This is a genomic window from Pseudoclavibacter sp. RFBG4, assembly GCF_002931515.1.
GTDB lineage: Bacteria > Actinomycetota > Actinomycetes > Actinomycetales > Microbacteriaceae > Pseudoclavibacter.
The window spans coordinates 1-13,919 of record NZ_PSYC01000035.1; the positions used below are offsets into that span (position 1 = coordinate 1).

The window sequence follows — 13,919 nt, forward strand, 5'->3', positions numbered from 1 at the left end:
TACGTCTCACTCCGGGTTGGTGGAGCAGATTCCAGCCCTCTCGTCGTAGGTGCGGAAGATGCACTCCGTGGAGCACCTGTCGTCGCGGTCAGGACAGTCGGCAAGGCCGTGATTTGCGGCCGTGAGTCGTTCTCGGAGCTCGTCCAGCCGGGCCCGTTTCTCATCGATCTGTCGCACGCGTTCAGCGAGGAGTGGTCGAAGCTGCTCGCGCACGTCGGTGCAGGAGTCGACCTCCAGGGAAGCGAGGTGTCTGCTGATGTCAGCGAGGGGGAGTCCGAGCTCTTTGCTCGCTTCGATGAGATCGAGTCGGTGCAGGGTGGCGGCGTCGTAGTCCCGGTAGCCGTTGCTGGAGCGGTGGGGTGTGACGAGGCCGATGCTCTCGTAGTAGCGCAGCGCGGTCGCGCTGATCCCGCTCCGCCTGCTGACCTCAGAGATACGCATGCCGGGAGCTTACGAGCGCGGAACAGGCTTGACCTTCGAGCGGGTCGAACGTTTAGCGTCAAGCCGTGCCCATCAACTTCACCTCGAACCCCGTCTCGTGACGCGCCTCGTCGCAGTCCTGGAGCGCCACCAGATCGCTTTGTATCTCGCGGCAATCGCCGCTGGCGGCGCGCTCGGCCTCCTCGTGCCCGGGGTGCACCATCTCGAACTCGCGATCGAACCGGTGCTCGCGCTGCTGCTGTTCGCGACGTTCCTGGGCGTCCCGTTCGCTGCCATCGGGAGGTCACTTCGCGATGCCCGCTTCCTCGGGGCCGTGGGGGTCGTGAACTTCGTGATCGTGCCACTCGTCGCCTACGCACTGTCGAGGTTCGTGGCGGACGAGCCCGCGTTGCTGTTCGGAGTGCTGCTGGTGCTACTCACGCCGTGCATCGACTACGTGATCGTGTTCGCCGGCCTCGCGGGCGGCGCGTCCGACCGACTGCTGGCAGTTGCCCCGCTCCTGATGCTCGCGCAGATGCTGCTCCTGCCGCTCTACCTGCTGATCTTCCTCGGCCCGGATGAGGTGGCCGTGGTGGATGTCGCCCCGTTCGCGCGCGCCTTCCTGCTGCTGATCGTGGTGCCACTCGGTGCCGCCGCGTTTGTCCAGTTCCTCGCGAAACGACACCGCAGCGGCCAGGTGATCGAGCGCACCACGATGAACCTGATGGTGCCGCTCATGATGGCGACGCTGTTCACCGTTGTGGCATCCCAAGCTGGAGCGGTCGGTGCTGCCGGGCCGCGGCTGCTCGTGCTCGTGCCGATCTACGTCGCGTTCCTCGCGATCATGGTGCTCGTCGGGCTCCTGGCAGGACGAGTCTTCCGACTCGACGTTCCCGCGACCCGAGCGCTGGCGTTCAGTGGTGCCACTCGCAACTCCCTCGTCGTGCTGCCGCTCGCACTCGCCCTGCCACCAGCACTAGCGCTGACACCGGTGGTCATCGTGATGCAGACGCTCGTCGAGCTCGTGGGCATGGTCGCGCTCGTGCGCTTCCTCCCAAGGATCACGCGAGAACGAGAAGCGAGCGCCTCGAAACCCTAGGGTTTCGCGACAACCCACATGAGACACCAGACCGGGGGAGTGAGTGGCGGAATCTCGCGGGAGTCAGATTCTCAAAACTATGCTCCATAACCGACCCGCCGCAGACATGTCGCAGGGGTCGGTTTTGCGACACGTATGGTGCGTGAATGACCAAGCTCATCGGCTACGCCCGTGTCTCGACCCGCCACCAGGACACCGATCGGCAAGAAGTCGATCTGCGCGCCGCCGGCGTCCGCGCCGATGACCTCTATGTCGATCGAGGAGCGTCGGGCGCGAACGCATCTCGGCCCGCACTCGACGAAGCGTTGCGGGCTCTCGAACGTGGCGACACCTTCGTGGTGACGACGCTTGACCGTCTCGGCCGCTCGACCGGCAACATGCTCACGCTCGCCGAAGAGCTCCGCGACGAAGGAGTCGCGTTGCGGGTCTTTAACTTGGGCGGGGGAGACGTGGACACGTCGACGCCCATGGGATCCATGGTGTTCACCGTCATGGCCGCCCTCGCGCAGATGGAGCTCGAGATCAAACGCGAACGAGTCCTCGACTCCGTCAGCAAACGCCGAGCCGCCGGCTCCGACCTGGGCGGCCGCCCACGAAAGATCAGCGAGAGCCAGCTCAAGAACGCAGCTCACCTGGTCGCAGCCGACGTGCCGGTCGCAGAGGTCGCACGGAACCTCGGCATCTCGCGGGCAACGCTGTACCGCCGTCTCCAGACCGCTCAGGTTTCCGAGGTGAGCGATCTTCCGGAGATCACGGCAGGCATACATCCACCATCATTGCCTGGACTCACCGTGCCGATCGAGCGCATCTAGGAAGAAGTCGTCGCTCGCAGCGAGCCAATCGTAATCACCCGGGTGCGACCCGGTCGTAGGATTTTCCGCGCCTCTCCGCTTCGATAAGCGTAAGCAGTGAGCTCTCGGCTCACCTGTGTTGAGAGCGAGCACCGCATGACACCCGATTTGAAGCCGCATTGGTCGACACCCGCACCCAAGCAGGACAGCGATTCGACTCCGTTCGCTGCACGTGCGGCGCGCGTCTGGGTAAAGACGAGTCGTGTGTTCCGGTCTCGGAGAGCCCAGTGGATAGCAGCTGCGTCTGCGGCGGCAGTGCTTGCCGTCGTGGCTGTGCTCGTGTTGTCGAACCTGACCCGCGTGCCATCCCTCGTGGGCACGACCTTCGCTGAAGCAACCACACAGCTCGACACGTCTCGCCTCGAGGTTGGCGACATCGACTGGGTGAAGACCCTCGACAAAGACCACCAGGTCGTCAAGACGCAGCTGTCGAACCCCGCTGCGATGCTCTGGGCCGGCACCTCGGTCGACCTCGAGATGGAAGCAGCCCCCGTCTCGATCCCCGATTTTGCCGCTAGCAACGTCGCGAACGCGTTGATCCTGGCCGATGAAGTTGGAGTGTCAATCTCGATCCCCTTCACGCCGACCGAGTCACAGTCGTGGAAGGTGCTCAGTCAAGACCCATCCGCTGGCACGAACGGGCGCGCTGGGGATGCAGTCAAACTCACCTTGGAAGTCCCCAACGTTGCGGTACCGGATCTTGCCGGCCTCACTGTCAGCGAGGCGACCTCCGCACTGACCGACGCCGGCCTGCGCGGAGAAGCATCGCCGACTGGGTACGAAACTGACTGGACAGTGTCCGCCCAGGCGACCGCGGCGGGCGCCAGCGTTCAGCATGGGACGTCCGTTGCATTCACGGTCCAAGCGCCGCTTGTGACGGTGCCAGATCTCTCCGGTAAGAACTCAACAACGGCAGACTCCGAACTCAAGGCGCTCGGCCTCACCCCGGCGTCTGCAACTCCGACTGCACGAGGCTCATGGACGATCACCGGCCAGGAGCCAGCGGCGGGAACGCAGGTCGCGGAAGGGTCGACGGTGACCTACACGCTCACTGGGCCAACCATCACGTTCGAAGTCACTGGGAACGGATCGACGGCGATGGTCACGTGGGCACCCCCAGGGTCGTTCTCCATCTCGCAAGACACCGGCGCTTCAGTCCCGTGGTCGATGACGTTCCCTGACAACGGGTACGACCGCTACGAACGCGGCAATTTCAACGCACAAATGCTCGACGGAGACAGCATCACCTGCACGATGTACCGCAACGGAGAGGTCGTTCTCACGAACACGTCGACCGGACCGTACGCGGTGGTCTCCTGCGGATGATGCCCGGGAATCGCTGCCGCCCCGCTCCCTCTGATCAACCCTGCCAGTAACAACACCCTTTGCATCACTCGCGCTGCTCATCAGCGGGCAGTGACCGCTTGCCAGCAGGCGTTCCGGGACGCCGGCCCCGACAGCCCACTACCGCTTCGCCACCCTGACCAAGTTCAACTCTTCACACCTCATTCCAGAAAGCGACCCCATGAAATACGGAATCGTCACAGCAACCGCGTCTGCGTCACTCATCACCATGCTGGCCCTGACTGGATGCACCAGCGGCACAGCAACAGACGCAACGCCGGCAGCCAGCACAGAATCTTCAGCTCCAGCTGAGACGGCTGCGCCGGTCACACCGGAAGCACCTGCCGAGACAGTCTCCGAAATCGAGGCCTCTGTCCAAGCGTTCGTTGGGGCGCTCGACGAGCTGGGCATCGAACACACCGATCCCGTCCGCGCAGAAACCGGATTGTCCGGCGCCAAGGCACGGTTCGACATCACGATCAACGGCTTCGATGCCGGCATCAATGTCTTCCCCGACACCGCGACGCTCACGACCTGGGGTGAGGCAAGCGACTCTCTCGGAGGCATCTACGTCTCCTACGGCAACGCAGCCCTCACATTGAACTCCAGCGAAGGCATCACCAACTCCGCAGAGATCGCTCCCCAGATCGCGACTGCCCTCGGAGGCGAGGCACACGGCGTCTAGCCTCCGTCCCAGACCCGTATGAGAGCAGCTCCTCCGCTCGGCAGGTGACCAGATCTCCTGCCGAGCGGACTCGACGATGCCGATTGACCAGAGGGCCCGCGGATAGGCTTTCGAGTATGGACGAGCTGGCACTTCCGAACGACTACGCGAGCGTGCTCGTTCGCCTCAAGCAACGTGTCCATGAGTCCCGCTACCGAGCGCAACGCCGAGTCAATGTGGAGCTCACCCTCCTGTACTGGCAGATTGGTCAGGTCCTCGCCGAGCGCACGGACGACGCTCAGTGGGGCACCAAGATCATCCAGCGGCTCTCCGCTGACCTGCGCGCGGAGTTCCCCGACTCCCGGGGCTTCTCGCCCCGCAACCTGGTCTACATGCGCTCCTTCGCCCGCGCATGGACGGACGTCACCGAGATTGCGCAACAGGCCGTTGCGCAATTGCCGTGGGGACACATCACCGTGCTCCTCGATAAGCTCGATGACCCGGAACTGCGGGACTGGTACGCAGGTCAAGCGGCGACCAACGGGTGGACTCGAAGCACTCTCGAGCATCACCTCAAGACCACCGCTCACCTGCGGTTCGGCGCCGCTCCAACGAACTTCGATCGCCTCTTGGATCCTGCTTCCTCCGACCTCGCGCAGCAGATCATGAAGGACCCCTACGTCTTCGATTTCCTTCGCATCGAGCCGGGTCACGCTGAGCGCGAGCTCGAGCAGGCCCTCGTCGAGCGCATCATCGAGACGCTGGGGGAGTTGGGCAGTGGGTTCAGCTTCGTTGGCCGGCAAATGCCCTTCGACGTCGATGGCGACGAGTTCTTCGTCGATCTGTTGTTCTTCCATGTGGAGCAGCTGCGGTACGTCGTGGTCGAGCTGAAAGTCGGCAAGTTCAAACCCGAGTACGCCGGCCAACTCGGGTTCTACGTCGAGCTCGTCGAGAACCAGCTTCGACGGCCCGCACACGCGCCCACCGTCGGACTACTCCTCTGCACCGACAAGAACGACCGGGTCGTGCGATATGCACTCGCCGGTAGCAGCCACCCGATCGCGATCGCGAGCTACGATCTGCTCCCTCCCGCCGAGCAGGCTGCGCTTCCGTCGGAAGTGGATCTTCGGCGCGCACTGGACACTCCGTAAACAGTTCGCGCAACGCACCGTTGCGCGAACGAAGCCGCCGTCCTTTAAGCAAGCTCCGAGCACTCGATGATGATGACTCGCCCGGACTTCTAAGCGGCTCGTAAGACCGGTACATCAATGGAGCCGGCTCGCACGAGGGCAAGCGCCAGACGATGATCGCCACGTCCGGCGTTACGCGGATAACGAGGGTACTCCGGACGATCGCTCACACTTAGGAGCTGCGCCGCGGTGGGGGGACGGCGTCGACGACGACGCTTCCCTCGCCTCGACATCCATTGCACCTCCGCCTGCCACCACGCCCAGCAGTGCCGCTCCTCGGTGTAGCGCGCTCGACGAGCTTCGAGGTGCCCTGCGACACCAAACATGCGTGCAGCCGCCTCAACAGTTGATTGTTCTCCTCGGGTCCAGCCCTGATCAAGGCGTTGGAGGAGTCCGTGAGCGTGGAGCGTGCGAAGAGCTGTGCGAGTGCGAGCGGCGTCGAGACCAGTGCTGCGGGTGAGGTCGTCGACCGTAACCACAGAACCTTCGTCAACGTATTTGTAAACCAGACCGGTAGTGCGGCCGAAGCTGTGCGGCGCCGTGAACGCATCATGAGCTAGCGCCTGCAGGTTCTTCGCGAGGCGGGCGATGTGCTGCGTTCGAGCCTGGAGGGGGAGGGCAGCGCCGGGGCGTGCAAGCACTTGTGTCCGGTTGTTGGCTTGAGTCTCTGTGGAGAACTTCCGAGAGAGGCGGTAGCGCTGCGCGTGGGCGCCCTCCGGGGTTCCCTCTCGGACGATCCACGCTGACTCCGGCGAGGCTTCGTCGGTGGGGGTGGCGAGACGGCGCAGTGCCTCGTGGACGGTGGTGCGGCCGTACCCGGTGTCGGCGGAGATGCGGCGCACGTCGGCCTCGATCGTGAGCTGCGCAGCCTGAGCCATGTAGAGGCAGAGGGCGTCAAGGACGGCGCGGGTGCTGTGCGTGCCCGTGCGCGACCGCTGAGAGGACGATGCCCGGTCGCCACCCCAGAGCCCTGGCATCGCATTCGCGCGCACTTGTGCCGCGTCGACGGCCTCCACGGTGGCGGCGCAGCGGGTGAGGAATCCTTCGTCGCTGCCGTCACCCGTAGAGGGGTTCGCGGCCACGTAGGTGATGGCGTGCCGCCATGCGGAGACCAACGCGCGTTCCCGCCCCTGTGGCGTGCGAGGGATGCGGTGGCCGTGCTTATGGCGCTGCGAGCGCACGTGCTCGAACCCGGGCGCATCGTCGACGAGTTCGCGCACTTCCGCGAGCGTCCACCGGGCGTTTGCGCAACCTGCCAGGACGGTCGCGAGCGCGTAGGACGCATCGTCGGCTGGGGGAGTGTCGAGCACCAGGCGCACGCGCGCGCTGAGCGGTCGGCGCGTGCCGGTGATGTGGGGGTAGCCGTCCGCATCGACGACCATGCCCTTAGTGAGCGACGTGACCGGAGCAAGCTCTTCAGCTCCCGCGTCGATGAGGAACGCGCGGAGCTCGCGCACTTGGTCCGGCGTCACCGATGGATCAAGCAGCGCATCGATTGGGCCCGCCGGCCGCGAGGAGTCACCGTTGCGGTGAGGCGATCCAGGGGGACGTACGCAGCCCGTACGCGGGTTCATGAGGGGAGTGGGGTCCAGCGAGGGGAATAGCTGCGCGGCGAGCTGCGCGAGCTCGCGCACGGTCTCGGCCGACGCCTCATCCTCAAGAGCCAGCCAGACGTGACGGCCTTCACTGGGACCGGACTTCGTGAGCACGTGGTCGATGCCGAGCTCGTTCAACCACAGCGTGAGCTTGCCTGCGTCGTAGACCGTATTGCCGCGGCTCGCATCCAAGTCGAAGCAGAGGAACCGATAGGCGCCGGCATCAGTCGCGAGGTACATCGCCCAGGGGCTCTGCGGCTGCTCCGCGAACACCGAAACGTCGCGGCTGTACGCGTTCAGCAACTCGCCGTCAGCGAGGCGATCCGCGACGCGAATACGGGGCCGTGGGCTCAGTGCGCGGGCCAGTTCCCACCCACTCGGAGTGGCTGGAACACCCTCGTGCGCACGACTCAGCGTCAATACAGGGACAAACGAGACAGATTTAGGTACTATGAGGGCACCTCCTCTTCGGAGCGGGTACTACGAAGCCCCGGTTGGTAGCCGGTGCTGAGTAGGGATTAGCTCGAACCTCTGGGCCTGGCAGCTGTGAGGGTTTGAGCTACGAAACTTTTGGGAGCCCGTCGCGGAAGCGGCGGGCTTCTTCGTCTATGCGGCTTCGGTGTGGGCCTCCTCGGCATCTGGGAACAAGGGGAGCGTGCCCTGTTCCTCGAGAACTTGTGCCGCTAGCCGCTCGAGATAGAGCGAGAGCGAGAGATTGCCAGATTCGTGCGCCGCAGACTTGAATGCGGCGAGCGTCGCCTCGCTGAGGAAGACCCGCTTCTCGAAGCTCTTCTCACCGGCGGGGCGTCGGTTGCGCCTGATGCCTGCGTTGGGACTGGACATAACTAGAGCATGTCCCCTAAATGGCATGTTAAGTCGGAAGGTCGCGGGTGTGTCGCAGATCGCACCCCTCGAGCCACGAGGAAGGCTCTTGACCTGCGAACAGCTTGGCTCAGAGCAGAGTCGGCGCCGGCTCCATGAGAGCGGTGCCTAGTCAGGAGAGTCGATGCCCAAGGGGCACAGGTCTCACGACCCTGCAAGCACTCCGGTGAGATCAGGCGTCGCACGATCTGACCGCGACTGGAACGCCCAATGCCCTGGGCCCTGGTCACAGACGGCACTGTCGGAGCTCCGCCCTGCCGTCGTCCTCATCACCACCGGTTTACGCCATCGACGTCGGCCACCTCTTTCGGGAGAGTGCGCCGAGCAACTTGAGATGAACTGATCAGATCGTGGGATGACACGAGTATGGATCTGTGGGGACCCCATTCCGGTGAGACCACCAGCCGCGCTGCCAGCGATCATCGACGCACTGCTGAGGCGAACCCTCCTGTCAATGCTCGCGCCATTGCGTCACGGACCAGGCAACTGCTGTGAAGCTCGTCCGCTGATTCCCTACCGGTGCCGCTGCGGGCGCAGTTCGCAAGGCAAAAGACCGGCCACGGCACCATGACCCGAGTCCAAAGCTGGGCACCTTGTCGGCCGCGGACGCTACTGTCAACACCACGTCGCCAAACGGCCGCTACCAGGAGTGAAATGAAACTCAACAGGATCGATGTCAGGTTCTTCCGATCGTTCAACTTCGATTTCGAGCGCAAAGCACGCGAAGGGCAGGCGCCAGCCTCTTGGGAAGAGTCCGAACCATGGTACCCCTTCGTCCGCGTCCCGCTAGAGAATGACATCACGGCAATTGTTGGGGCGAACGAAGCTGGTAAGAGCCAGCTGCTGAAGGCGATCCAAGCTGCGCTTACCGGCGACCCAATCCGTCGGGAGGACTTCTGCCGCTACAGCGAGGAGTACTCGGTGCAAGCCAATCAGATCCGACTGCCCGAATTTGGGGCAATTTTTGACCTTGAACCTGGCGAGGCAATTGCTGGAGTACCCGTCCTCGGTGAGGCTCGGCAGTTCGGACTGTACCGGCCCGGCTCCGACGCCCCATTCATCGTAGTCGACGGCGATTCCATAAAACTCCCGGCGGCACAGCTGACGAAGCTCGTCGCAGCGCTACCGAAGACTTTCGAACTCGAAACTGGAATTGCCATTCCGGACAGTGTCTCCATCGCGGAGCTCACCGGACAGAGGCGGACTCGACTGCACGACCGCCGACAGCGAACGAGCATCTTCGATCAGATATTTGGACTCGCGAACCCGACCGATGCCTCAGTGGGCGAGGTGGTCACGCCGGCGCTGGCACCTCCCGCCGACGCAGACTCTGAGGAAGCAGAACAGCGTCGAAAGAAGGAATTCAATCTCGCACGCATGCTACTAGTTGACGCGGCGCGCATCGCTCCTGAGGCCTTTATCGAACTTCGCGATGCGCTTGCCTCTGGCCGCGAGGGACAAGTGGAAGCAATCGTCGGCGCCATGAACACGGCCATCCGCGACAATTTGAACGTGCAGAGGTGGTGGACTCAGGATCGCGAATTCGATCTCATCCTCGAAGCAAGAGAACTAGAGCTCGCGTTCACAATCCGCGACCGCACGGGATCCACATACTCGTTTCAAGAACGTAGTCAAGGGCTCCGGTACTTTCTGAGCTACTTTGTGCAGTTGGCTGCTCATCGTCTGACGCAGCCGGAGCCGGACATTCTGTTGCTTGACGAACCCGATGCTTTTTTATCGAGTGTGGGCCAGCAGGACCTGCTGCGCGTTCTCCACGATTACGCCATTCCAGAGGACGGGTCCCAAGGAAGTCAAGTCGTTTATGTGACGCACTCGCCCTTCCTCATCGACAAAAATTCCCCTGAGCGGATTCGAGTACTCGACAAAGGTTCGGAGGATGAAGGAACGCGCGTCGTCCGCGACGCAGCCAACAACCGCTACGAGCCACTGCGATCGTCGCTGGGACCCTACGTAGCGGAGACAGCTTTTATCGGCGGACAAAACTTGTTCGTCGAGGGATTAGCGGATCAGCTGCTGATCGCAGGAATGTCCGCCCATCTCGTTCAGCGCCAACGAAGCCACTCCCAGAGCCTCGACCTCAACGAGGTTACGATCGTCGCTGCGGGCGGAGCAGACGGTATCCCGTATATGGTCTACCTAGCTCGCGGTCGCGACACTCTAAAGCCGCCGTGTGTCGCATTACTCGACGGGGATTCGTCCGGACGGGAGGCACAACGAGTCCTGCAGCGCGGCGAAGCACGACGAAAGCGCGTTCTGAAGGACGATTACATTGTCCGCCTCGACTTGTGGGCATCAGGATCCGGCCTCAACTTCGACGGCGTGGTGGTCACAGAGATTGAAGACCTAATTCCGATCTCACTCGTGCATCGAGCCGCACTCGCCCACCTCACTCGTTTCGTCCCTATTGATGACATCGACCCAGATAATTTCCCCCTGGCCGATCTCGAATCTGCAGTTCATGCCGAGCGCTCGGTGTGGAGTGCGCTCGACAGCCTCTATCGCGATAGATTCGAAGGTGAGCACATCGAGAAAGTTGGTCTCGCACGAGAAATCGTCCTGCTCCTTGGACACTCCCCGGATGTCGACGGAGCAGATGAGATGCGCGAGCGCTTTGGGACTTTGCTGGTGCATCTTGCTGACGTACTAGACACGGCAGCGGTCGAGGAAGACCAAAACCGTAGCGACGACAAGATCAAGCGCACGGTGAAGAACTTCATGAAGACTCATACTCGCGGCATCACAAAGCGAGCAGCAAAGCGCCTCCTACGGGAGCTCGCGGACGCGTTTGCAATCAGCACATGGCTCGACGAAGCGACGCAAAGAATCGCAAGGATTCGCGCCTCCCACGAACTCGAGGATCCGGCGTCCACTCATGTACGCGACTTCGAGGGCTTCCGCGAGGACATCCGGGCGCTGGCCGAGAAAGAGCGCCAGGAGTACCAGGACGATGCTGCGAGGGATCCTGCCGCCCACCTGCTTAAAAATACGGACTCGGCGGCCATTATCGGGGACGATTGACCGCCGGAGCGGCCTTACAAGCAGGCAACCCTCGCCCTCGCGAGTTTGCTGCGAATACAGCGCACGTCTGCCGTCTAAGTCCGGCTGCCTGCTGATCGGGTCAGACTATGGCCAACTTGGTCGGGGTTTCCCGCCAGCAGGGTACAAATCCTGCGGTCCGACCACGTCGCCAGTACCGTCTCCGCCTCGCCCGTCAGTGGTCGTCGATAACTGTGCTTTTAGGCCAGTGCGCGAATCCTGCGCACTAGGTCACCAGCGTCGAGTGCAAAGTCTTTATCCTTCATACACAAGTTAACAAGTACGGCGCTAAGAACAGCGTAGCTACCGAATTCTTGCGAAAGTTCCACGAACCAGTCGTGGTGGTCCGACCCGTCGAGTTGGGATATTTTCATCCTGAAAGTTTGAGGATGGGAGACACCGGCCTCGCGCAGCGAATCGTCCCTTAGAACAGGCAACATCCTGGTCAAGACACTGCGAATATTCTGCTCAGGCGCCAAATCGCCAGGCAAGTAGAGTCGATCTGAGGACTGGCCGCGTTTTCTTTGGTCCCCATCAAAGACGGGGATGATTCGAATCTTAGGCGCACCGCCGACTGTAACCAGCTCGTTCTCCATCCGCGCTAATTGGGACTCGCCGTCCGTCGCATGACAGAGCTGGACTGAATCTTGGATCGCGGGATCAACCGCGTGGATGATGGCGTCGAGAAGCGCGCCCGCAGCCGCGTCCTCGGCTACCGCCACAAGGGACGGGCGCGCAGGAACTCCAAGCGCCCTAGCAGCCGCGCGCGAACTCATGGGACCTCTGGCAGCGCGAACCGGAAGAGCTTCCGCCACTGTTACGCAGTCACCCAAAAGCCCCAAATAAAAGTCTGGGGCGTGCGTGGCAACAATAAATTGCGTGTCACCCTTCGTGCTTATATAAGCCAGAAGATCTTTCAGTTTCGATTGTGAGTAGGTGGCCAGATTAGCCTCTGGCTCATCAATCACAACGATCTCCCCTTTCGAGATCCGCGAAAGCCTCCACACCAGATGGATGGCCGAGAGCTCCCCCCTACCCATGCTTAGAGTGTCATAGGTGCTTCCGTGACTAGATACCTTGAACCAAGGCATAACTGAGTCATCCTCGCCGTCAAACTCCACTACCTCGATGTAATCATACTGCCGACGTAGCAGCCTAGATGTGTGGTCCACCCATGCCTGGTCAAGGCGAGCTGGGTCAAATCCTTCTAGCAGGTCTTTGAAGTTACTATCGAGACCCAACCGTGCCCTGACACGCTCGGACTCTAAAGACGGATCCATCCAAGTCACCTTGGGATGGTCTCCAGTGATAGTGATTCCTTGATCAAGCAACCCATCGTTTCGCGATGCGAGAGCTTTCCAAGCCGTCCCGTTGCTCTCTCCGCTAATTTCTACCGACCTTAAATAGTCCGGCCAATCGCCAACCGTGCTCTGGTCGAATGCTCGCAATGCCCTGAGCAAGGTAGACTTACCCGCACCATTGCCGCCGGTGACAACGCCCAGTCCTGTGGCGATGTGAAATTTCAGGGCCTGAGTATTTGATGCCACATCTAAAAGGTGTAGCTCCACTCGCGTAAGAGAGGAGGTATATTTACGTTTCGTCAATTTCTGTATGGCTGCGGCAACCTCTGCGTGTCTCACTCCCAGCCCACCTTCCCCCAGTCGAAAGCAGATGCAAACTTCAAGAGACTCTCCTCAAGATTGCTCGTCTTGACCACATGCTCCCAAGCCGCGGCAGCCAGCTGCAGCTTTGGGAGAGTGGGAGCCGTCTCAAGGCTTGTGACCATGAACATCCAGGTGACTAAGTCGCGAACAATGATTGACGAGACGTCAGCCACGCGGGCGGTACTCCTGTTTTGGAAAATTTCAATCAGCCTCTGATCGAGAGAACCCACTGCATCTTGTTTCAGCCAGCGGGCAGCCTCGATCTTCGTCACGGTCTGCACAAACACGGCGTTGAGATCGGGGCTTGCATTGGATAGATGAAGTTGGGCACCTGTAGTCAGCCAAGTGTGGAGAGTCGCTCGATTGGGTCGCAATACGGTACCCTCGACTCCGACGGCATAAAGTTCTGGCAAAACAATTTGCATTGCGTGCTGCATTGCTGCGACATCAGATTCCGCGAACGGAGAACCTTCTCTATAACGAGACGTAACCAAAGAGGCCGTTATCTTCGTATCGAGAGAGTGCACTTCAAGAGTAACTAGCGATCTCGCAAGCATATCGTCGTACGCCATGCGTGCATTCGAGAAGCCGATTCTCTCAGTGAGTAACTGACTTTCCGTAGCCCACGCTGTCAAATCCCGCACTTGATTTCTAGCGGTACCAACGAAGGCATTGCGCTTTTCTGCCTCTGTCAAGCTTGTGGGTTGATTTAACCTGAAGAATAGCTCATGTGGCTCGTCAGGTTGAAAGTCGACCAATTCGAAAACTCGGATAGTGGATTTACGAAAAGTGCGTGCGGTTGACTCTGGCAATTCGCCAAAGCGCAATCCATCCAGACGCCCCAATGCCTCGGAGATTGGCTCGATGTTCCCATCAATAGGAAACTTTCCTTGAACGAAATCGCGTATCGCTGTGAGCCGCTGTTGACCATCCAGGACGTCACTGCGTTCGTCCTCTCGAGCAACTAAATGTATAGGCGGAATATGCCAGCCCCTGAGTATAGAGTCAATGAGACGTTTCTTCTTCTGCGTAGTCCACACTTCACCCCTCTGAAAGTCAGGCTGAAGATCGTAGTCGCCGTCTTTTATTCTCCGGACAATCGTTTCAATATCCGGGTCTTGAGATAGAAACCTCATGGACAGACTCCCTAGGT

General features: G+C 61.2%; 11 protein-coding genes. 6 read left to right on the forward strand and 5 right to left on the reverse strand.

The annotated features are described in order from the left end of the window. Positions 1–6: 6 nt before the first annotated feature. Positions 7–441: a MerR family transcriptional regulator gene (locus tag C5E10_RS13245; protein ID WP_104332036.1), complete on the reverse strand. Its 435-nt coding sequence runs from the start codon at positions 439–441 to the stop codon at positions 7–9. A 97-nt stretch (positions 442–538) separates the two neighbouring features. On the opposite strand from C5E10_RS13245, the gene C5E10_RS13250 reads away from it, so the two are divergent. The 5 genes from C5E10_RS13250 to C5E10_RS13270 all read left to right on the forward strand — a co-directional run bounded on the left by C5E10_RS13250 (position 539) and on the right by C5E10_RS13270 (position 5,529). Further along, a complete protein-coding gene (locus C5E10_RS13250) occupies positions 539–1,519 on the forward strand; it encodes an arsenic resistance protein (protein WP_258071125.1) in 981 nt (326 codons plus the stop codon). Between the two features lie 146 nt (positions 1,520–1,665). Continuing rightward, complete coding sequence (locus tag C5E10_RS13255; RefSeq protein ID WP_104332038.1) at positions 1,666–2,331, forward strand: recombinase family protein; 666 nt, start codon at positions 1,666–1,668, stop codon at positions 2,329–2,331. Between the two features lie 339 nt (positions 2,332–2,670). Further along, entirely contained in the window at positions 2,671–3,696 is a 1,026-nt protein-coding gene (locus tag C5E10_RS13260; protein ID WP_181062764.1) for a PASTA domain-containing protein, read from the forward strand. Between the two features lie 463 nt (positions 3,697–4,159). Beyond that, positions 4,160–4,399 (forward strand): hypothetical protein, encoded by a 240-nt coding sequence (locus C5E10_RS13265; RefSeq protein ID WP_104332040.1) that lies wholly within the window; start codon positions 4,160–4,162, stop codon positions 4,397–4,399. A gap of 116 nt (positions 4,400–4,515) precedes the next feature. Beyond that, on the forward strand, positions 4,516–5,529 hold the full coding sequence (locus C5E10_RS13270; protein ID WP_104332041.1) for a YhcG family protein: 1,014 nt from the start codon (positions 4,516–4,518) through the stop codon (positions 5,527–5,529). 89 nt (positions 5,530–5,618) lie between these two features. Here C5E10_RS13270 and C5E10_RS13275 read toward each other — a convergent pair whose 3' ends face one another. Both C5E10_RS13275 and C5E10_RS13280 read right to left on the reverse strand, forming a co-directional pair. Beyond that, on the reverse strand, positions 5,619–7,466 hold the full coding sequence (locus tag C5E10_RS13275; RefSeq protein WP_104332042.1) for a hypothetical protein: 1,848 nt from the start codon (positions 7,464–7,466) through the stop codon (positions 5,619–5,621). 303 nt (positions 7,467–7,769) lie between these two features. Further along, positions 7,770–8,006, reverse strand: coding sequence for a hypothetical protein (locus C5E10_RS13280; RefSeq protein ID WP_104332043.1), 237 nt, complete (start codon positions 8,004–8,006; stop codon positions 7,770–7,772). A gap of 693 nt (positions 8,007–8,699) precedes the next feature. Between C5E10_RS13280 and C5E10_RS13285 the strand changes: the two genes are divergently transcribed. Then, positions 8,700–11,084, forward strand: coding sequence for an ATP-dependent endonuclease (locus tag C5E10_RS13285; RefSeq protein ID WP_181062765.1), 2,385 nt, complete (start codon positions 8,700–8,702; stop codon positions 11,082–11,084). Between the two features lie 218 nt (positions 11,085–11,302). On the opposite strand, the gene C5E10_RS18910 is transcribed toward C5E10_RS13285, so the two are convergent. After that, positions 11,303–12,742: an AAA family ATPase gene (locus C5E10_RS18910; RefSeq protein ID WP_146080276.1), complete on the reverse strand. Its 1,440-nt coding sequence runs from the start codon at positions 12,740–12,742 to the stop codon at positions 11,303–11,305. After that, on the reverse strand, positions 12,739–13,902 hold the full coding sequence (locus C5E10_RS13295) for a DUF262 domain-containing protein (RefSeq protein WP_181062766.1): 1,164 nt from the start codon (positions 13,900–13,902) through the stop codon (positions 12,739–12,741). The genes C5E10_RS18910 and C5E10_RS13295 overlap by 4 nt, the downstream gene beginning before the upstream one ends. Between the last annotated feature and the right edge of the window lie 17 nt (positions 13,903–13,919).